Raw genomic sequence first — 19,596 nt, 5'->3', positions numbered from 1 at the left:
ATTATGGCGCACAGATGCTACCGCAAAATAAACCACCAGCCCGCCGTGGTAATGAGCGACAAAATGATGCCGATACCAATAATGAGGTTGGATAGTTTGGGGTTGAGACCATATTCGTCGGCAACGACGGCGGAGGTGAGCAAGGTAGGCATCGCGGCCTCGAAGATGCTGATTTGGGGGATGATGCCACGGTATCCCAAGGAAAAGAAGATGGCCAATACCAATGCCGGCGCGAGGATAAGTTTGTACAGCAAGGTAACGGATACGAGTTTGAGTTCGGCCAGCCAGCCTTTGAATTGGAGTTGCAAACCGATGGAGAACAAAGCCATGGGTGCTACTGTGGCTGCCAATTTATCGAAGAACGGTGCCGCGGGCGAGATATTCACAAAGTGCGGCAATATGAGCGCGGCCATGCATCCCAGAAATGGCGGAAAACGTAAAACCCGCTTGATAACCGGGCTTGCGGAAAGCTTGTGTTTTTGTGAAGCCTTTATGGCGGTAACCACGCCAAAGGTTGAAAGGATGAGGAAAGTTACCTGGTCGCAAATGATGGCGATGCTGATGTATTGCTCGCCAAAATAGGCGGCAATGAGCGGGAAACCCACAAAAGAGGTGTTGGCCATGCCGGAGGAAAGCTTGAGGCCGCCTTCGGTGAGCTTGTCGACCGGGTTTGCTTTGGTGAAGAGTTTGACCATGACCCATCCGCCAAACCAAACGATGAGCGGCGATATGGCCGGGATGAACATTTCATGCGTCCAATGGATATAGGGCAGGTATTTGAAGGATACGGCGGGCAGGGCGATATAAATTACCCAGGCGTTGATGCCACGGTGCGCGTCGGCAGGCAAGGTTTTAGCGTGGCGGAAGAGCATGCCGGCCAGCATACACACGACTATGAGTACAAAGTTTACCATCGGTGGCAAATATCATATCTTTTACCAAATAAAGGATAAGAAATGGCGCAGGCTTTCATGTTAATTTCATACAAGCCGACGAATTTGGCAGCATAAATCACCACTCATGAAAAAGCTATCCAGACTGAATTACCTTATTGTTATTGTGGGCTGTACGTTGTTAGGACTATCCAACCAAAACGGCTGGCATTAAGTGAGGTTACGGTCTTTAAACCAAACTTCGTCGGGTTTGGCATCGAAGCCCGACATGAGGGCAACCAGCTCGACCGGGTCGGCAGAAGTAAGTACCAGTTTACGGTTGGCCGGCTTTAAAAAGCGCTGTTCCACCATAACATCCATTTGCTTGAGCAGGAAATCGTAAAAGCCGTTTACGTTGAGTACGCCGATGGGTTTGTTGTGCAGGCCGAGTTGCAGCCAGGTGAGCACCTCAAAAAACTCTTCGAGGGTACCAAAACCACCGGGCAGCGTGATGATGCCGTCGCAAAGGTCGTTCATCAATTGTTTGCGTTGGTGCATGTTTTCTACCACGTGCATTTCGGTAAGGCCGGTATGGCCCACTTCTTTGTCCATTAAAAACCCGGGGATAACGCCAATCGCTTTGCCGCCGCGGGTTAGTATCGCATCGGCTATCAAACCCATCACCCCTACCTTTCCGCCACCAAAAATCAGGGCGATTTCACGACTTACCATTACTTCGGCCAATAGTTCGACGGCTTGTTTCAGGTTGGGGTCGCCATTAAAATTGGCACCGCAGAATACGCAGATGAATTTCATACTATAATATGTGTTATTTGGCTTTAAAAAAATGGTCGGCAAAATCGAGGTACTGTTCCCAATCATAGTCGGTAACGTCGTGTTTTCCGGGACGGATATGATAAGCCACCTGCCCCATCACCGGATGGCTTAGCGGCGGGATACTATCGGCAGGCAGGCCTTTTTTGCCCAACAACTGATAGACCACCGAACAGGCTTTGGCCGATTGGAACTCGCCATCGGGGTCGGAATTTTTGTCTTCCACCGCGCTGGCTACGTAAAGCGGCCGTGGGGCAATCAAACTTAATAAAAAGTGCTGGTCGAACGGCAAACTGGCCTCCTTATCATTATACTGCCTGAAATTGGCGCAAAACCAGTTTGGAAAGCCCCCGGTGAGGTGCCTGAGGGCTTCACCGCTTTGCCTTGCAAATAAAGACGCGCCGCCTTTGCCCGATTCGTTACTGATAACGAGCGCGAAACGGGTATCAGTCGCACCCGCCCACAAAGCTGCCTTCCCCAAACGGGAATGACCAAAAACGGCCACTTGTTTGGCATTGATGTCTTTATCGGTCTCAAAATAGTCCATAGCGCGGCTTAGGCCCCAGGCCCATGCGCCCACGGTGCTAAAGTTATCGCCTATACCCTGCAATTCGGGGTATAATGCCCGTACGCCACGCGAAAAGCCGCCTTTAAAATCAGGGTCGATATCGCCATCGTAAATGGTCGCGAGGGCGTAGCCCCGGTCGATAATTTTATCGACAGCCCATGGACCCGTGTTTACGCCGCGACTGGCCGCTGTAGCGTGGTAATTGACCATACCTTTGGGGCGGGTGTCCACCCAGGCGGTATCGATGAGTACGGCGGAATCGGCCACGATGGTTTGGTTGCCGTAAAAATTAAGGCCCAAAATAACCCGAGGGTGCTTCACCTTGTTTGGCAGGTAAATAAGGATAGTCATTTGCGGGCCGTTGGTTTTGCCATTAAAATAGACGATGACCTGTTTGCGGGTAGCTTTGCCGTTTAAAGCCGTTTTGCTTTGCTCCACAACCTTAAAAACCATGTTTTGAGGTTTGGGCGGCATTTGCCCGTACATCTGTTTAGTGTAAAAACCGAGTATTTCCTGACGGCGTTTGTCCCATTGGGCCGGGGCGGTAACTTTGGTGCCGTTGTTCATCAGCAATACATCGGGCAAGGTATAAACCAACGCGGGCGCAGGTTGCTGCGAAAAGGCAAAAAACCTGCTGAACAGCATAAAAAGCAATAATGTTGTGGCCCGCTTCATAAAACTAAAGTAGGCAAATTATTGAACCGTAAGACGAATGTTCAAAAGTTTTGGCATAAAAAAAGCCCCTAAAAGAGGCTCTTAAAGTTTCTGACATTTTTATCAGGCGCGGCGTATCACGCCTAAAATAAGCGCGATAATGGCGATGACCAATAAAATATGTATCAGGCTACCTACATTGTAAACAAATAGGCCCACCGCCCAGCCAATGATAAGGATAACAGCAATAAGGTACAAAAGACTTCTCATGATAATATGTTTTAATTATGATTTGTTTAGTGAACAACTAAAACCATTCCATGTTTGAGGGCAGAGCAAAAAAACAAAGCCCCCGATGTTGGGCGGGGGCTTAAAATAGTTTTAAAAGGCGTTATCTATTTAAAATGCATTGCCTAATATTCGTCTTCGTTAAAAAAGAAGTCATCTTTTGTAGGGTAATCAGGCCATATTTCCTCTATATTTTCATACGGTTCGCCGTCATCTTCCAATGCCTGCAGGTTTTCAATTACCTCAACGGGGGCACCTGAGCGTATCGCGTAATCTATCAATTCGTCTTTTGTTGCAGGCCATGGTGCATCTTCCAAATGCGATGCGAGTTCGAGTGTCCAATACATATGTTTTATCTAAATTTCTGTTAATCTGTTATTTTGCAAAAGTATAATATTTTAGTTCTGATTATCAAATTATTTTTCATCGATTTTAATTGTTTTTTATTTGCGATGAAACTTTGATAAATTTTTCAATTTTCTCAAGGTTTTAACAAGTATCACACCCTCGGTATCCATTGATTTTCAGGTATTTGCTGTTCGTTTCCAATCTTCCGCGCCAGCGTAAAAAGATAGTCGCTTAAACGGTTTAGATACACAATCACTTTATCGTCAACAAAACTATCCTCGCTCAAGTGTACGCTCAAGCGTTCGGCGCGCCTGCATACACAACGTGCAATATGGCAAAAAGATACAGCGTTGCTACCCCCCGGCAATATAAAATGACGCAAGGCTGGTAATTCGGCATCCATCAGGTCTATCTGATTTTCCAGCAGTTCAATGTCGGTAGCGTGCAGGTCGGGTATTTTCATTTTGGATGTATCGGGATCGGATGCCAGACTTGAGCCGATAGTGAACAACCTGTCCTGTACTTCCTTCAAAACCACTTTATGCCTTTCGGCAATACCCTGGTCGCGGATGAGACCGACGTACGAGTTTAACTCATCAACTGTGCCATAGCTTTCGATACGCACGTGATGTTTTGGCACGCGAGAACCGCCAATGAGCGATGTAAGGCCCTTATCCCCTGTTTTAGTGTATATTTTCATGCTTATACAAATAAATAAGATTTGAGGATGCTTTTAAGCAATGTTGATAATTTTTTATCTGTTGAAAGTAAAACAAACATAAGGGGCCTGTAGTGGTTTAATTTACGTGCATCTTTTGAGTAATATTGTACCGCATGAGCATTTCGATGAAAAAAACCTTTGCTTTTACCCCTGTTATTTGCCTGCTGACCCTTACGCTCACTTTATTTGGTTTTAAATGTGGCACGTCGGCCAATATTGCCCCTGGTAAAATTACGGTTGCTTCGTTTTTTACCGAAAAGGATTTTGATACCCTGTTCCCTTTGCGGGACAAGTTTTACACTTATCAGGCTTTTATCAAAGCGATAAACGAAATGGCGCTTATTAAAGTAAAAGTGGAAAAGCGATCCATTTCCATCTATAAAATTACCCGCACCGATAAACGTACCGGCATTGCCAAAGTGGTGCGACAGGATGATGACTGGAACGAGCCATGGGCCCAGAAAATGGCTTATGCCGTAGCGGACATTGACTATGGTAATTTTTGCAGCGAAAAAGACCTCACCACCGATAAAACCGAACTCGCCGCTTTTTTGGCCAATATAGCCCACGAAACCAGGCACGGGCAAAACGGCTTGTATAACGATGGCCTGATGTATACCCACGAGTTGAACACTTCGTTACAATACATATCGGACAGTGATGATTACCCTGCTGTGAAGGGGAAATTGTATTACGGCCGCGGTCCGCTACAGTTAAGCTTTAACGGCAATTATGGTTATGCATCCACCTTTATATTTGGCGACAAAAACGTATTGCTCAAAAATCCGGATTTGGTAAGTACCGATGCCGTTACCGCTTTTAAAACAGCCATCTACTTTTGGATGACACCCGTTACCACAAAACCATCGGCACACGATGTGATGACGGGCAAATGGAAGCCCAATGCCGACGATTCAGCCAAGGGAAGAACACCGGGTTTTGGCATGACCATCAACATCATCAACGGCGCGGTGGAGTGTAACCAGGGCGAGGGTGTTTTTGCTATGAATGATCGCATTGGTTACTTTCAATACTTCCTGAAACAAATGAACGTGAAAAATACCGAGGTTGCATGCTCCTGCGGAAAGATGCAGCCCTACCCATAAATATCAACACCAATGAATAAGCGGTAAATACCGTATATTAGAAAACAAATCATAAAAATGTCGAAAAAAGAACAAAACCATTCTATCAAACAAGTACTCACTCAACTGGTACTCAATGTTTTTGAGCAGAATGGCAATCAACAATTAAATTACAAGCAGGTATCTGCAAAACTCAACATACTGGACCCGCAGGATAAACTCGTTATCCTCGAAATATTAAAAGACGAAGCCTTTAAGCAAAGCCTGAAAGAAGTATCGCCGGGCAAATTCCAATTGCTGGAGCTAAAGACCTTTATTGAAGGCAAGGTGGATATGACCAATGATGGGTCCGCCTTTATTGTTACCGACGACGAAGACGAGACCGATATTTTTGTTGCCCCACGCAAATTACGCAACGCCCTTAACGGCGATTGGGTAAAAGTTTATGTATACGGCAAAAGCAAGGGCAAACGCAAAGAGGGTGAGGTAATCGAAATTATCAAACGGGCCAAAATGGAGTTTACCGGTATTGTAAAACTATCGGAAAGGTTTGCATTTTTTGTGCCGGATGACCGCAAGATGTTGCACGATATTTTCATCCCTTTAAATGAATTGAACGGTGCTAAGAATGGCGAAAAGGCCGTGGCGCAAATTACCGACTGGCCGGTTGAAGCAAAAAACCCGGTGGGGCGCATCAAAGACGTATTGGGCAAGCAAGGCGAGAACGATACCGAGATGAACGCCATACTGGCCGAGTATGGTTTCCCCCTCTCCTTTCCGGCCGAGGTGGAGCATGAGGCCAATGCCATATCGGATATCATCACCCCGCAGGAAATTGCCAAACGCCGCGATTTTAGGGATACACTTACTTTTACCATCGACCCGTTTGATGCGAAGGATTTTGATGATGCTATTTCATTTAAATATCTGGACAACGGACATTATGAGGTTGGTGTGCATATTGCCGATGTATCGCACTATATTATACCTGATTCGGCTTTGGACAAAGAGGCTTACGAGCGCGGAACATCGGTTTATTTAGTGGACCGTGTGATACCGATGTTGCCCGAGCGATTATCGAACGGTTTATGCTCCTTGCGGCCAAAAGAAGATAAACTTTGCTTTTCGGCGGTGTTTGAGCTGGATGAGGATGCTTATATTATTAATGAGTGGTTTGGAAAGACCGTCATCCACAGCGACAGGCGCTTTACCTATGAAGAAGTACAGGAAATTATTGAAGCACAGGATGGGGAATACGCCAAAGAAATCCTAACGCTCAATAAACTGGCTTATAAGCTGCGCGGGCGCAAATTTAAGAACGGTGCCATTAGTTTTGAGACGACAGAGGTAAAATTTAAACTGGATGAAGCCGGTAAGCCGATTGGTGTTTATGTAAAAGAGCGTAAAGATGCGCATAAATTGATTGAGGACTTTATGTTGCTGGCCAACCGTAAAGTGGCTGAATATGTGGCTACCTTAGGCAAAGGCAAAAACAAGTACACATTTGTTTACCGCTCGCACGATTCACCAAAACAGGAGTCGCTGGCCAATTTCGCGCTGTTTGCGGCCAGGTTTGGGTATAAAATCAATACCAAATCGGACAAGGAAACGGCCCGTTCCCTCAACTTTTTGATGGAAGATGTGGAAGGAAAAAAAGAACAAAACGTATTGACCAGTCTGGCGATACGCTCGATGGCCAAGGCTATCTACACCACCAAAAAGACCAGCCACTATGGTTTGGCCTTCGATTATTACACCCACTTTACCTCGCCTATACGCCGTTACCCGGATGTAATGTCGCACCGTTTGTTGCAGCATTATTTGCACCATGGGCAATCGGCCAATGCCGAGCATTACGAATTAATGTGTGTGCACAGCTCGCAAATGGAGAAAAAGGCTGCCGATGCCGAGCGCGCTTCGGTGAAATACAAACAGGCCGAATATTTGAAAGAACAGGTGGGCAACACTTTCGCGGGTATCATTTCGGGTGTTACCGAATGGGGGATGTATGTGGAAATTATCGAAAACAAATGCGAGGGCATGATACGTTTGAGGGATATTTCGGACGATTTTTACACTTTGGACGAAAAGAACTATGCCATCATCGGTCAGCGTAAGAAGAAGATATACCAATTGGGCGACGAGGTGAAGATACGCGTGAAGACAGTGGACTTGACAAAAAAACAAATAGATTTTACTTTGGTGCAGGATTAGTTTGTTGCCACGAAGGCCTATCAATTTTAGTTTTTGTTGCCACGAAGACACGGAGGCACTAAGCCTGTCAATTTTTAATGCTTCTTTAGTTTTTGTTGCCACGAAGACACGGAGGCACTAAGTATATCTGTTTGATGTTTTGATGGATTTGCCTTTCCTTTGTGTCTTAGTACCTTTGTGGCAAAATAAATATGACCGACTTCAAAAAGCTTTCACTTAGAGAAGAAGAAATTGCTACTATTATCGTCAACGCTGCATTCAATGTGCATAAAGAGCTTGGGCCGGGTTTGTTGGAGCGGGTTTATGAGGTTTGCTTTTGCCATGAGTTAAAGAAAGCAGGATTAAGCTATTTGCGTCAGCTTGATATACCTATTGTTTATGATAACCTGATATTTGATGAAGGCTTAAGGTTAGATGTTTTGGTTGAAGATTTGATTATTTGTGAACTTAAAGCGGTTGATTTGGTTAACCCTGTTTGGGAGGCGCAAGTATTAAGTCATCTTAAACTAACGGGCAAACGGCTTGGGTTTCTCATCAACTTCAATGTGCCATTTATTAAGCAAGGTATAAAGCGGTTTATATTGTAGTTTTTTTTTGTTGCCACAGGGGCACTAAGCTTGTTGCTTTAGTTTTTTGGTGCCACGAAGGCACGGAGGCACTAAGCCTGTCAATTTGAGGCTTGTTTGTGGTTTTTGTTGCCACAAAGGCACTAAGCCTATTCATTCATTTGTGTCTTAGTGCCTTAGTGGCTAAAATAATTTTGTTTCTTTGTATCAAATATGCATACCATCCCCCAATTACAAAAGCTGATTACCGATGCGCTTGCGGTGAAAAAGTATGGCAGTACCCCGGTTGAGTTGTACGAACCGATAGACTATATCATGTCATTAGGCGGTAAGCGCCTGCGACCTTGTTTGGTATTGATGGCCTGCGACTTGTTTGGGGGCGATGTGGATCAGGCTATTCAACCCGCATTGGCTATTGAGGTGTTCCACAATTTTACGTTGATGCATGACGATATTATGGACAAGGCCCCATTGCGTCGCGGAAAGCAAACCGTGCACGAAAAATGGAACCCCAATATAGCCATCCTTGCCGGCGATGTGATGATGGTGGAAGCCAATAAGCTGATGATGCAGGTGAATGACAGCATATTAAGGCAGGTATTGGATACATTTAACGACACCGCCGTGGGCGTTTGCGAAGGCCAGCAGATTGACATGAATTTTGAGACGCAGGATAATGTGGATATTGCTGCATACGTGAACATGATACGCCTTAAAACGGCTGTTTTGTTGGGTGGGGCACTTAAAATTGGTGCCATTATAGGCGGTGCCGGTGCCGATGATGCCTCGCTGCTGTATGATTTTGGGGTACAACTGGGCATCGCTTTTCAACTGCAGGACGATATACTGGATGTTTACGGCGACCCGGAAAAATTTGGTAAACAAGTGGGCGGCGATATCCTGTCGAACAAAAAGACTTTCCTGCTTATTAAGGCGCTTGAGTTGGCGCAGGGCGATACGCTGACCGAGCTGAACCATTGGTTAAGTGCTACTGACTATAACCCTGCCGAAAAGGTTGCCGCTGTTAAGGCTATTTATAACCAGCTGTCGGTAAAAGAGCAGGCCGAAGAGGAAATGAACAAATACGCCCGCATGGCCATCAGCAACCTCCGCTGGATTGGTTTGGACGAAGAGCGCAAAAGTATCATCGCGCATTTCGCGGATGATTTGTTGGTGAGGGAGCATTAAGATTCCAGAAATCGAAACCTCTATTTGTAAGATATTGATTATCTTTGCCTATATGACGTTTTCGCCTCAACATATCGATTATATAAGAAGCTTTTTTTCCAGTCGCCCGGTTAAGAAGGCTTATTTGTTTGGCTCTTACGCGAGAAACGAGGCTGATACAAATAGTGATGTCGACATATTGGTGGAGCTTGACCATGCCAAGCCCATTGGCATGCAATTTTTTGCCTATAAGGATGAACTTGAAACGTTGCTAAAGATAAAAGTGGACATAGTTAGTGATGAAGGCATTTCGAAATATGTTAAACCTTTTATTGATCAAGACAAGGTTTTGATATATGAAAGGTAGTATTGGCGAGTGACGGTTTCGAATTAATTTATCGATTAGCAAGTGCAGAGGTTGCTTCGCTATCGCTCGCAATGACGCTTTTTTATTATCCTAAAAGGTTCCCTGTAAACTCCATGCGTATTTTGGTTTGGAATCCTTCGATGGTTTTGAAGATTTCTTTTAGGGTTACGCGTTCGATTTTGGTAAGGGTTTCGGGGTCGATATAGTTATCGGGGGCGGTTTTGTCGCGGATGATTTGGATAGCTTGTTTGCGCAGGCGCATACCCATCAGGTAATAGTACGATTGAATGAGCTCCTGGTAAGCGGTTTCGGTAAATACGCCTTTCTTCATTAGCGCTTTGAGGCGTTCACCTGTATTAACCTCGAAAATACGGTTTTTGAGGGCGTACACGCGGGCCAGATCGACAATGGGCGTCATAGTGCGTTTGATATCGAAAACCTCCTGGCTGCCTTGTGTAAAGGTTTTGATGTTTTTAAAGAAGGTAAGGGGCGGCTCGTATTGCAAAGCGTTTTTTGCCATGTGGAAGAACAGTTTTTCCATAGGCTTTTGCAGTTCTTCGTCGAGGAAATCCTTTAGCTCGGTCATGATGCTTTCGTCGCCGTAAATGGAGCGGCAATCGAAAAAAGTGGAGAATTTGATGACGCTTTCGGGCACGCTCTCGGCCATCCAGCTCATGTAATTGCGTTTCCAGTAAGACAGTGAATGTGTCCACTCGGGGTTTTGAGCCATATAGCCGCCTTCGCAGTACACAAAGCCGATAAAGTTTAACTTGTCGGACACTATGCGCGCAAATTCGAGGAAGTAGGCCCTCACCTCTTCGCGGTGTTCGTTGGCTTTGTCTTCGTAAATAATGGCGTTGTCCTGGTCGGTTTTAAAGGTTTGTTCTTTGCGGCCCTCGCTGCCCAATACCATAAAAACAAATTTGGCCGGCGGCGTACCCAATTCTTCTATCACACTCTCAATCACCTTTTGGGCAATTGTATCGGCAACGGTAGTAATTACCTGGTTCACAATTTCGGCGTTGACGCCACGGCCCAGCAGTTGGGTTACCATTTGCGGCACGGCATCCCATTTGCGTTTCAGTTCGTCAACAGAAATAGCCAACTTTACTGATTGTATAAACACCATGGGCGATTGTGCCTGGTCGCTTAATAATTTACTGCGGCTGATAGAACCCACAAACACGCCGTTTTTTTCGATGAGCAAATAGCGGGTTTTGGTGCGGAACATCATCAGGAGTGCCTCGTACACATAAGCATCCAAACTGATGGACACGATGGGGTTATCCATAATGTTTTTGACCGGATCGTTGGCATTGCCGGCTTTGGCTACCACGTTATCCCGCAAGGTAATATCGGTTACATAGCCGATGATTTTTGAGCCGCCATCGTTAACAAAAATACAGCTGGTTTTATGCGCGGCCATTTTACGGGCCACTTCGTATATGGGTGTATCGGCACTGCAGGAGAGCAGGTCGCGGTACTCGATGCTTTCAATTTTGCGTGAATAGAGCTGCTCGGATGCTACATAGCTTTCCTCGAAAGTGGCCGGGTGCTTAAAAAAATGCGCGAACTCTTCGTTGAGCATCTGCCTGCCAAACTCGGATGAAAAATATTGAAAAAAGTCGTCGTAGTCGCGGCAAAGCGCCCTAAAATCGCGGCGATGCAAAAAGTAGACCGTGGTGCCTTTTTTGGCGATGACGGTACGAATGGACATGCGGCCGTTGAGCAGTACCGATATGCCGCCATAACAATAGCCGGGTATATGAACCTGCAACTGGCGTTTGTTTTGGGCGCTATCGTAAAAAAAAGATTCGTATTCGCCTTCAACAATCAGGTCGACGCCACGCAGTTTGGTGATTTCCTGCTGGTAGATCAAGGTATCCTTACTGTACCAAACTTCCTGCAATTGTGGGGCCACCTGTTGCAAAACCTCCTCGGGAAGCAAGCTGAACGGTTCGTGCTGTTTTAAAAATTCCAACCTGCTCATCATAACCAATATGCTATTAAAACGGTTATTACTATCAAAAATAACATGGGTAGTGCACAGCCGCTTTGCAATACCGGCTTTTTGGCTTTTAACCTGTCGGTTTGTTGTTTGGCTATCTTTTCATCGGTAATGTTGCCCATACGTTGCAGCTCAAAAAAACTTTCGGCTGTAGCCAAAGCATCGGTAATGGCGTTATGCTGGTTGGGCAATTGTTTGTTGAACAATAAGCTGTACAACTGGCTCAACTTTAAATGTTTTGTGCGTGGGCTGCGCAAAAAGTTTTCGGTAGCCAGCATGGTACAAAACATGGGCAGATGGTCCATTGGTTGCGGTATGCCTGTGCGATAAAAATCGACGCCGGTGATGTGGTAATCCAACTCCATAAAATGCCCAACAACCAAAGGCTGGTATTTGTTCAGGTCGTCGGCCAAGAGGGTCATAATATCTTTGCGGTATTCGCCATGCATGTTCAAAAAGCTGCGCGTAATGCCGTGGATGTTGAAGGCCTCGACACTGATATCAAAATCGTCATCTTTAATATAATGGTCTTCGCGTTTTACTTCCACCTCGTCGGCAGTGTAAACTACCCAGGATATTTGCACCGCGTGGGGCCAATTGCTGTCGTCGCTATATGGCAGGTTCCAGTTTTTTGGCAGTCCTGAAGTTTCGGTATCTATAAATAACAAATATTTTTGCACGGAATAAAATTAGAAAATATTTGTTAGGTTAGTGTGAACTATAAGTTTAATACAATTGTATGACGTTCAAATCAGACATATTTATCCTTCCGGGACTGGGAAATTCGGGCGAACAGCATTGGCAAACGCATTGGGAACGCCAGTATGGTTTTAAGCGCATAAACCAAAGCGAATGGGACGCGCCTGTAATGGAAACATGGATAAGCACCATTGACGAGGCCTTAAAGCCTTATGATTTGCAAAATGTGATATTGGTGGGCCATAGCCTGGCCTGCAGTACTGTTGCTTTTTGGGCTGCAAAATATGGCCGTAAAATAAAAGGCGCTTTGTTGGTTGGCCCAAGCGATACGGAAGCCGATACCTACCCTCCGGGCACTACCGGCTTTAAACCGATGCCGGTATACAAACTACCCTTCGCGAGTATTACCGTGGCGAGTACGGATGATTATTATGTAAGCCTTGAGCGGGCCACTTATTTTGCCAATTGCTGGGGAAGTAAACTGGCCACCATAGGCAATGCAGGGCATATCAATGTGGCATCGGGATATACGGTTTGGGATGAAGGGCTGGAGTTTTTGAAGGAATTGGATGGATAAGTGTTGTTTGTGGTAATACAAACAACGACAGAGTGCAAAAAAATAGCGATGGGTTTTAGGCCATCGCTATTTTTGTAATCGTTGGTATTTTTTTACAATTTTAAGCCGTAAGCAATACGCAGACCTACCAGGCCGTAGTTATCGCCCTGACCGGAGAAGTTTTCGTAACGTAAACCTACATCTAAGCCTTTAACATTGGCATAACCAATGCCGGGAGATAAGATGAGTTTGATATTATCGGCATAGCTTGTTTCGAAGCCGGCACCAACCTCGCCACTGAAATAAATATTACTGGTGGCGAAATACTTCATACCTAATTTAACCGGCACAATGCCTTGTGCGCTTGGTGTAACGCCGTTGAAAGATTTGGCAAATACATTATAGTACCCCGAGGTAAGCATGTACGAGATATTTGATTTGGTATCGTACTGCAACCTGGCGGTACCGCCTAATTCAAAATTGGAGAAACTGTTAAGATCGCCGGTAGGCAGGCCTGCTTCTACACCAACGCCGAGGCGCCATGTATCGCCGGGATTAGAGGTTTGTGCTTTAACATTTGATGCGAACAATAGGGCCACGGCTGCAAAGGCTGACGCGATCCACTTGGTTGACTTTTTCATGATAATTTTATTTTTAGTTTGAATAAATGAACTGTGTTATTTGCAGTTCGGGTAGGCTTTACGCAAACATATTGCCAAAATTGCAGTTTTAAGGGCTTTTTATGGTCAAACTGCTATTAATCAATGCTTAGCAAGGGCTGTGCTGCGGGGCAATATTTTGGCTCTGATGCACTAAATTGTTGACGAAACTGTCTGCATTTGTTGACGGTTTTGGGATTTTCATATCAAATCCACAAAAGGACACACCCCTCCGCTTCCCGAAAGAAGGTCGGGACAAGCTCTCTTAAGAGGGGAACTTTTAGGGTAAAAAAAATAGCGATGAGTTTGAAACCCATCGCTATTTTTGAAAGAAAATATTCTGTTTATTTTAAAGAAGCCGATACTTTTTCGGCAGCTTTTAAATGGTCTTCTATTTTCGATTGGTATTTTTCAACAACATCCCTTATTTCAGTATAGTTGCTGGTTTTGTTGATTTCGAATAATTCGGCGGCATCTTTGTGGCCCGAAACCATTAATGCCATATAAGCTTTGTCGAAAGCGGCACCTGTTTTCTTAGACAGGCTGTCGAGTATGGTTTTGTGGTCGTAATCAACGGTATCGCGAACGATAACAAATTTGTGTGCAGCTAACGAATCGACATCGGCACCCATAGCAGTATGGTCGGTTATCATCATATCAGCGAAAGCGGTAACATCGGCATTGGTAGAGTTCTTTTTGGCGATTTTAGACGCGTCGATTTCTACTAAGCCACCTTCGTGGATGGTTTTGATAAATGTTACTCCGTTGATATCGACTTTAGTTTTTGTAGCGTACGAATTTCCCCTTCCTTCGGTGCACGATTGCAGTGTCCATACTCCGGTTAATATTGCAAGGGCTAAACTTAGTTTTTTCATTATAGCGTATCGTTTGGTTGTTTGTGGCAAAACTAATAATAAATAGTGTATAGGCGATGGCTTGGTTGAAAATTTTTGAATGAAAATCGAAGCTCGCGTCTCTATTTAAACTTATGTTTTAGCGCGGCCAGTTTTGCGGCCATATCGGTTTCGGGTTCGGGTTGGCGCTCGCGCGGTTTTGGCGGCACGGGTTTTTGGTATGTTGGTTTGGTATAGGATGGCTTTGGGGCCGCAGGTTTGGGCGTTTCGTTTTCCTTCATGCTCAAGGCGATGCGCTTGCGGTTGATATCCACATCGGTAACCGTAACCTTTACCTTTTGGCCTACTTTTAATACCTCGTTGGGGTCTTTGATGTAGCGGTTGGTAATCTGGCTCAGGTGTACCAGGCCATCCTGGTGAACGCCGATATCCACAAAGGCGCCAAAGTTGGTGATATTGGTTACGATGCCGGGCAATTGCATGCCTGTTTTAAGGTCCTCTATTTTATTGACGCCATCGGTAAAGCTGAAGGCTTCGAACTGTTCGCGCGGATCACGGCCGGGTTTAGCCAGTTCGGCCATGATATCGGTTAGCGTGGGCAAACCAATTTCGGTACTCACATATTTTTGCAGCGGGATGCGTTTGCGCGCCTGCTCATCTTTCATCAAATCTTCCACCGTGCATCCGGCATCTTTGGCCATTTGCTCTACCAGGGCATAACGCTCGGGGTGTACAGCACTGGCATCCAATGGGTTTTTGGCATTGCGGATGCGTAAGAAGCCTGCAGCCTGTTCAAAAGCCTTATCGCCCAAACGGGCCACCAGTTTCAGGTCGGCACGGCGTTTAAAGGCTCCGTTTGTATTGCGGTAATCCACAATATTTTGCGCCAGTTGCGGGCCGAGGCCGGATACATAAGCCAGTATCTGTTTGGAGGCTGTATTCAGCTCCACGCCTACCGCGTTCACACAACTCATTACTGTATCATCGAGCGAGGTTTGTAGTTTGGTTTGGTCGACATCGTGCTGGTACTGGCCTACGCCGATGGATTTAGGGTCGATTTTAACGAGTTCGGCCAATGGGTCCATCAGCCTGCGGCCTATGGATACCGCGCCGCGTACGGTGATATCTTTATCGGGAAACTCCTCGCGTGCTACATCGGATGCGGAATAAATGGACGCGCCGCTTTCGTTCACCATCACAATGGCAATCCCCGTCAAGTTAAGCCCACGGATAAACGTTTCTGTTTCGCGACCTGCCGTGCCGTTACCTATCCCGATAGCTTCAATATTGTAACGTTCGCACAGGTGTTTTACCGTCTTTTCGGCCTCAGCCAAGCCACCCGCGCCGGTGTGCGGGAATATGGCCGTGCTTTCGAGCAGTTTGCCCTGCTCATCCAAACACACCACTTTGCAGCCTGTACGGAAACCCGGATCGACAGCCATTACACGTTTTTGGCCAAGAGGCGCGCCCAATAATAACTGGCGCACATTTTCGGCAAATACTTTGATGGCTTCTTCATCGGCCCGTTTTTTGGTGAGGAGGCGCACTTCGGTCTCCATAGACGGTTTGAGCAGGCGCTTATAACCATCGGATATGGCCAGTTTTACCTGCGCCGAAGCATCGTTATTGCCTTTAATGAATTTACTTTCTAAGATGCCCAGGGCATCATCTTCGGGTGGCTGCATATCGAGCCATAATATTTCTTCCTTTTCGCCGCGGCGCATGGCCAGTATGCGGTGCGATGGCGCGGTTTTTACAGGCTCGTTCCATTCAAAATAGTCTTTGTATTTAATGCCTGCTTCTTCTTTCCCGGCAATTACTTTTGATTCGAAGGTGCCTTTTTCGATAAACAGGTCGCGCACACGGCTGCGTACTTCGGCATCTTCGCATATGGTCTCGGCCAAAATATCGCGGGCACCGGCCAGGGCTTCTTCAACATTGGCTACACCTTTTTCTTCGCTGATGTATTTGGCGGCTTCGGCATCCAGGTCGATACGGTTTTGTGTGATGATGGTATCGGCCAGGGGCTGCAGACCTTTTTCGCGGGCCGCGGTAGCCCGTGTTTTGCGTTTAGGGCGATATGGCAGGTAAATATCCTCCAATATGGTCATGCTTTCGGCGGCGTTTACCGCTTGTTCAAGGTCGGGGGTTAATTTGCCCATATCGGACAGCGATTTTAAAATGGCCTCGCGGCGTTTGTCCAATTCGCGCAGTTGTTGGGTGCGGTCGCGGATGGCGGCCACCTGCACCTCGTCGAGGCTGCCGGTCATTTCCTTGCGGTAGCGTGATATAAAGGGGACGGTAGCACCCTCATCTAACAAGGCGACGGTGGCGTGTACCTGCTTTTCGGAAATGGAAAGTTCGGCGGCAATTTTTTTATCGTGGGATATCATAGATAGGCATCAGAATTTGAGGTAGCGAATTTGGTGTGTTTCGGGGAAAAAACAAAGGGTTGGCGTGGGATTATTTGGGGGCTGTAGTCGGAGACTACAAGCATAGTCGTTCGTAGACAGAGTCTACGGACAGCCGTCGGTTGATGGATAGGCGACCCTCTCTTCAGCAAGCGGGATAGAGGGTGAAAAAAACTTTGAAGTTGGCTTTATTTATTGCGATGGGTTTTTTCGCTCACTCAAGCCAGGCACAACCCGCTCAAGAGAATAGTTGAAACCCATCGCAATGATGGCAACGGCCGGATAAAAAAGTGTAAAAATTAAAATTATTTACCAAGCGAAACAAAAATACGCCGCGGGTATAACAAGGGCGATTGGGATAATTGTACCCATTTTAACCAAATGAAAAATAATTTACAAATGATTTTAATCACACAATTTTATTAATGCGATACTTAAAAAATTATGGTTGTAGGATAACAATTATTGTCTCAATAATATAGAAATTATAATTTTTTTTTAAGAATTTTTAACTATTTTTCAAAAAAATTATTACGCGAATTATACAGAAAGTATTTTTACCTCTAATGGTACTTTTTGTGTCGGGCCAAGTGGTCTGCGCGCAATACTTGTCGCGTTCGGTAGTAGCCAACCAGGCCGAGACCCTTACCTCGCCAAATTTGATACTTACCTATGTGCTTGGCGAACCTATTTCGGACTTTTTGCCGAACACTACCCCCGGCACCAACGCCCCGATATTTTTAACCGCGGGTTTTCACCAGCCCGACATTGATGTGCAGACCATGCTGGGCACCAACATCTCAAGTTCGTTGGTATTATACCCCAACCCGGCCAGCGGCGGCACTGTGAAATTGGCCTTTAACCATGTACCTGATGGAATCTATACCGTAAACTTAGTTGATGCTTCGGGCAAAATTTTGCAAACACAGTCAGTAACCTACTCCAACCATAATTTTTTTTACCTCACCTTGGATGTTTCCCACTTAGCCGGGGGCATTTATTTTATCAGTGTGGTGAACCAATTGAACTTTCAGGGACAGGTTAAACTTATCAAAATTTAGACAACCCTTACACCTTATATAATGAAGAAAAATCTACTCATCCTGCTCATTTCCGTTTTCGCGTTATGTGGTACGGCCATGGCGCAATCAACCGCATTTAAATACCAGGCTGTAGCCAGGAGTGCCAATGGTGGTTTGCTCACCAACACCGCGCTCAACGTGAGGTTGTCCATCCGGACAAGTGCGCCCGGCGGTACGGTGGAATATCAGGAAACGCAAAGCACCACGACCGACCAATTTGGTTTGTTTAGTCTGGAAGTGGGCAGCGGCACCCCTACCGTGGGCACATTTGCCGGTGTAAACTGGACCAGCGCTCAAAAATACATTCAAACAGAAGTGGATTTAGGGAGCGGGTACGTGGTGATGGGCGTTTCCAAATTATTAAGCGTGCCTTATGCCATCAACTCGTTTAATCCGGGGAATCCGGGTAAAACGGGTGCTACCGGCGCAAACGGAGCAACCGGTGTTACAGGGGCTACCGGCGCCACAGGTAATAATGGAACAAATGGTGTAACGGGCGCAACTGGAGCTACGGGTGCTAATGGCACGAATGGCGTAACCGGTGCAACTGGTGCTACAGGAAACAATGGGATTAACGGTTCTACCGGAGCTACAGGTGCTCAAGGTATTCAGGGTGTGCAAGGTATAACTGGTTCGACAGGTCCAACCGGTGCTCAGGGCATCACAGGTTCAACTGGCTTGACAGGTGCTCCAGGCACTCAGGGTATACAAGGTATAACAGGCGCACAGGGTGTTACAGGTCCAGTCGGTTCAACTGGAACCACCGGTTCGACAGGTGCTACCGGAGCCCAAGGTGTTACGGGTGCGGTCGGCGCAACTGGTTCTACCGGGGCGACTGGTACGACAGGTGCACAAGGTGTTACAGGTGCTCCAGGCATTCAGGGTATACAAGGTATAACAGGTGCACAGGGTGTTCCAGGTTCTATCGGATCACAAGGCGTTACCGGGGCCACTGGTTCAACTGGAGCTACTGGAGCACAGGGCGTTACGGGTGCTACTGGTTCAACCGGTACTACTGGTGCACAGGGTGTTACAGGTTCTATCGGCGCTACTGGAGCACAAGGCGTTACGGGTGCTACTGGTTCAACTGGAGCTACTGGAGCACAGGGCGTTACGGGTGCTACTGGTTCAACCGGTACTACTGGTGCACAGGGTGTTACAGGTTCTATCGGTGCTACTGGTGCACAAGGCGTTACGGGTGCTACTGGTTCAACCGGTACTACTGGTTCAACCGGTACTACTGGTTCAACCGGTACTACTGGTGCACAGGGTGTTACAGGTTCTATCGGCGCTACTGGTTCTACAGGATCACAAGGCGTTACCGGGTCGACCGGGGCCACTGGTTCAACAGGTGCTACCGGCTCGACAGGAGCAACTGGTGCAATAGGCGTAACAGGTGTAACGGGTTCTACCGGTGTTACAGGCTCTATCGGAGCAACTGGTGTAACGGGTTCTACAGGTGTTACAGGTTCCATCGGAGCAACTGGTGTAACGGGTTCTACTGGGGCAACTGGTTCTACCGGTGCAACGGGAGCTACTGGAGTAACAGGCTCTATCGGAGCAACTGGTGTAACGGGTTCTACCGGGGCAACTGGTTCTACCGGGGCAACGGGAGCTACTGGAGTAACAGGCTCTATCGGAGC

19 protein-coding genes are annotated in these 19,596 nt (G+C 46.5%); 7 read left to right on the top strand and 12 right to left on the bottom strand.

Going from position 1 to position 19,596, the window contains the following annotated elements; all coding sequences use genetic code 11:
- Positions 1-17 precede the first annotated feature (17 nt).
- The 6 genes from QZX97_RS15515 to QZX97_RS15490 all read right to left on the bottom strand — a co-directional run bounded on the left by QZX97_RS15515 (position 18) and on the right by QZX97_RS15490 (position 4,264).
- Positions 18-914, bottom strand: coding sequence for an AEC family transporter (locus QZX97_RS15515; RefSeq protein WP_295649379.1), 897 nt, complete (start codon positions 912-914; stop codon positions 18-20).
- 189 nt (positions 915-1,103) lie between these two features.
- On the bottom strand, positions 1,104-1,688 hold the full coding sequence (locus tag QZX97_RS15510) for a TIGR00730 family Rossman fold protein (protein WP_295649377.1): 585 nt from the start codon (positions 1,686-1,688) through the stop codon (positions 1,104-1,106).
- A 13-nt stretch (positions 1,689-1,701) separates the two neighbouring features.
- Positions 1,702-2,949: an acetylxylan esterase gene (locus QZX97_RS15505; RefSeq protein WP_295649375.1), complete on the bottom strand. Its 1,248-nt coding sequence runs from the start codon at positions 2,947-2,949 to the stop codon at positions 1,702-1,704.
- Positions 2,950-3,051: 102 nt separating this feature from the next.
- Entirely contained in the window at positions 3,052-3,198 is a 147-nt protein-coding gene (locus QZX97_RS15500; RefSeq protein WP_295649373.1) for a lmo0937 family membrane protein, read from the bottom strand.
- Between the two features lie 143 nt (positions 3,199-3,341).
- On the bottom strand, positions 3,342-3,563 hold the full coding sequence (locus QZX97_RS15495; RefSeq protein WP_002996718.1) for a DUF2795 domain-containing protein: 222 nt from the start codon (positions 3,561-3,563) through the stop codon (positions 3,342-3,344).
- 152 nt (positions 3,564-3,715) lie between these two features.
- Positions 3,716-4,264, bottom strand: coding sequence for a cob(I)yrinic acid a,c-diamide adenosyltransferase (locus QZX97_RS15490; protein WP_295649370.1), 549 nt, complete (start codon positions 4,262-4,264; stop codon positions 3,716-3,718).
- A 146-nt stretch (positions 4,265-4,410) separates the two neighbouring features.
- On the opposite strand from QZX97_RS15490, the gene QZX97_RS15485 reads away from it, so the two are divergent.
- From QZX97_RS15485 to QZX97_RS15465, 5 genes are all read left to right on the top strand, one after another.
- Positions 4,411-5,391, top strand: a complete 981-nt coding sequence (locus QZX97_RS15485; protein ID WP_295649367.1) for a chitinase — start codon at positions 4,411-4,413, stop codon at positions 5,389-5,391.
- 57 nt (positions 5,392-5,448) lie between these two features.
- Positions 5,449-7,584 (top strand): ribonuclease R, encoded by a 2,136-nt coding sequence (gene rnr, locus QZX97_RS15480; protein ID WP_295649364.1) that lies wholly within the window; start codon positions 5,449-5,451, stop codon positions 7,582-7,584.
- A 191-nt stretch (positions 7,585-7,775) separates the two neighbouring features.
- The gene (locus QZX97_RS15475) at positions 7,776-8,171 is read left to right on the top strand and encodes a GxxExxY protein (RefSeq protein WP_295649361.1); all 396 of its coding nucleotides are present in this window, start codon (positions 7,776-7,778) and stop codon (positions 8,169-8,171) included.
- Positions 8,172-8,363: 192 nt separating this feature from the next.
- A complete protein-coding gene (locus QZX97_RS15470) occupies positions 8,364-9,338 on the top strand; it encodes a polyprenyl synthetase family protein (RefSeq protein ID WP_295649358.1) in 975 nt (324 codons plus the stop codon).
- A 52-nt stretch (positions 9,339-9,390) separates the two neighbouring features.
- Entirely contained in the window at positions 9,391-9,684 is a 294-nt protein-coding gene (locus tag QZX97_RS15465) for a nucleotidyltransferase domain-containing protein (RefSeq protein WP_295649356.1), read from the top strand.
- 85 nt (positions 9,685-9,769) lie between these two features.
- Here QZX97_RS15465 and QZX97_RS15460 read toward each other — a convergent pair whose 3' ends face one another.
- Positions 9,770-11,677 carry a DUF294 nucleotidyltransferase-like domain-containing protein gene (locus QZX97_RS15460; RefSeq protein WP_295649354.1) on the bottom strand — a complete coding sequence of 636 codons (1,908 nt, stop codon included), beginning with the start codon at positions 11,675-11,677 and terminating at the stop codon, positions 9,770-9,772.
- Complete coding sequence (locus QZX97_RS15455; RefSeq protein WP_295649351.1) at positions 11,674-12,372, bottom strand: 3'-5' exonuclease; 699 nt, start codon at positions 12,370-12,372, stop codon at positions 11,674-11,676. Before QZX97_RS15455 ends, QZX97_RS15460 begins: the two co-directional genes overlap by 4 nt.
- Before the next feature lie 59 nt (positions 12,373-12,431).
- Here QZX97_RS15455 and QZX97_RS15450 point away from each other — a divergent pair, with 59 nt between their 5' ends.
- Positions 12,432-12,968 (top strand): alpha/beta hydrolase, encoded by a 537-nt coding sequence (locus tag QZX97_RS15450; protein WP_295649349.1) that lies wholly within the window; start codon positions 12,432-12,434, stop codon positions 12,966-12,968.
- A 92-nt stretch (positions 12,969-13,060) separates the two neighbouring features.
- Here QZX97_RS15450 and QZX97_RS15445 read toward each other — a convergent pair whose 3' ends face one another.
- The 3 genes from QZX97_RS15445 to QZX97_RS15435 form a co-directional block, all read right to left on the bottom strand.
- Positions 13,061-13,588 (bottom strand): hypothetical protein, encoded by a 528-nt coding sequence (locus tag QZX97_RS15445; RefSeq protein ID WP_295649345.1) that lies wholly within the window; start codon positions 13,586-13,588, stop codon positions 13,061-13,063.
- Between the two features lie 362 nt (positions 13,589-13,950).
- A complete protein-coding gene (locus QZX97_RS15440) occupies positions 13,951-14,481 on the bottom strand; it encodes a DUF4142 domain-containing protein (protein WP_295649342.1) in 531 nt (176 codons plus the stop codon).
- A gap of 101 nt (positions 14,482-14,582) precedes the next feature.
- Positions 14,583-16,853 (bottom strand): Tex family protein, encoded by a 2,271-nt coding sequence (locus QZX97_RS15435; protein ID WP_295664772.1) that lies wholly within the window; start codon positions 16,851-16,853, stop codon positions 14,583-14,585.
- A 584-nt stretch (positions 16,854-17,437) separates the two neighbouring features.
- Between QZX97_RS15435 and QZX97_RS15430 the strand changes: the two genes are divergently transcribed.
- On the top strand, positions 17,438-17,932 hold the full coding sequence (locus tag QZX97_RS15430; protein ID WP_295649339.1) for a T9SS type A sorting domain-containing protein: 495 nt from the start codon (positions 17,438-17,440) through the stop codon (positions 17,930-17,932).
- A gap of 899 nt (positions 17,933-18,831) precedes the next feature.
- Here QZX97_RS15430 and QZX97_RS19125 read toward each other — a convergent pair.
- The gene (locus QZX97_RS19125) at positions 18,832-19,590 is read right to left on the bottom strand and encodes a DUF4573 domain-containing protein (protein WP_363152697.1); all 759 of its coding nucleotides are present in this window, start codon (positions 19,588-19,590) and stop codon (positions 18,832-18,834) included.
- Positions 19,591-19,596: the final 6 nt, after the last annotated feature.

Origin of the sequence: uncultured Mucilaginibacter sp. (assembly GCF_903893715.1) — a bacterium.
Taxonomy (GTDB): domain Bacteria; phylum Bacteroidota; class Bacteroidia; order Sphingobacteriales; family Sphingobacteriaceae; genus Mucilaginibacter.
This window is presented reverse-complemented; position numbering and strand designations above follow the sequence as displayed.

What these genes read in the sequence shown, in the direction of transcription:
- QZX97_RS15515 (WP_295649379.1), bottom strand. Translation starts at nt 914, where the DNA reads ATGGTAAACTTTGTACTCATAGTCGTGTGTATGCTGGCCGGCATGCTC.
- QZX97_RS15510 (WP_295649377.1), bottom strand. Translation starts at nt 1,688, where the DNA reads ATGAAATTCATCTGCGTATTCTGCGGTGCCAATTTTAATGGCGACCCC.
- QZX97_RS15505 (WP_295649375.1), bottom strand. Translation starts at nt 2,949, where the DNA reads ATGAAGCGGGCCACAACATTATTGCTTTTTATGCTGTTCAGCAGGTTT.
- QZX97_RS15500 (WP_295649373.1), bottom strand. Translation starts at nt 3,198, where the DNA reads ATGAGAAGTCTTTTGTACCTTATTGCTGTTATCCTTATCATTGGCTGG.
- QZX97_RS15495 (WP_002996718.1), bottom strand. Translation starts at nt 3,563, where the DNA reads ATGTATTGGACACTCGAACTCGCATCGCATTTGGAAGATGCACCATGG.
- QZX97_RS15490 (WP_295649370.1), bottom strand. Translation starts at nt 4,264, where the DNA reads ATGAAAATATACACTAAAACAGGGGATAAGGGCCTTACATCGCTCATT.
- QZX97_RS15485 (WP_295649367.1), top strand. Translation starts at nt 4,411, where the DNA reads ATGAAAAAAACCTTTGCTTTTACCCCTGTTATTTGCCTGCTGACCCTT.
- rnr (WP_295649364.1), top strand. Translation starts at nt 5,449, where the DNA reads ATGTCGAAAAAAGAACAAAACCATTCTATCAAACAAGTACTCACTCAA.
- QZX97_RS15475 (WP_295649361.1), top strand. Translation starts at nt 7,776, where the DNA reads ATGACCGACTTCAAAAAGCTTTCACTTAGAGAAGAAGAAATTGCTACT.
- QZX97_RS15470 (WP_295649358.1), top strand. Translation starts at nt 8,364, where the DNA reads ATGCATACCATCCCCCAATTACAAAAGCTGATTACCGATGCGCTTGCG.
- QZX97_RS15465 (WP_295649356.1), top strand. Translation starts at nt 9,391, where the DNA reads ATGACGTTTTCGCCTCAACATATCGATTATATAAGAAGCTTTTTTTCC.
- QZX97_RS15460 (WP_295649354.1), bottom strand. Translation starts at nt 11,677, where the DNA reads ATGATGAGCAGGTTGGAATTTTTAAAACAGCACGAACCGTTCAGCTTG.
- QZX97_RS15450 (WP_295649349.1), top strand. Translation starts at nt 12,432, where the DNA reads ATGACGTTCAAATCAGACATATTTATCCTTCCGGGACTGGGAAATTCG.
- QZX97_RS15445 (WP_295649345.1), bottom strand. Translation starts at nt 13,588, where the DNA reads ATGAAAAAGTCAACCAAGTGGATCGCGTCAGCCTTTGCAGCCGTGGCC.
- QZX97_RS15440 (WP_295649342.1), bottom strand. Translation starts at nt 14,481, where the DNA reads ATGAAAAAACTAAGTTTAGCCCTTGCAATATTAACCGGAGTATGGACA.
- QZX97_RS15435 (WP_295664772.1), bottom strand. Translation starts at nt 16,853, where the DNA reads ATGATATCCCACGATAAAAAAATTGCCGCCGAACTTTCCATTTCCGAA.
- QZX97_RS15430 (WP_295649339.1), top strand. Translation starts at nt 17,438, where the DNA reads ATGGTACTTTTTGTGTCGGGCCAAGTGGTCTGCGCGCAATACTTGTCG.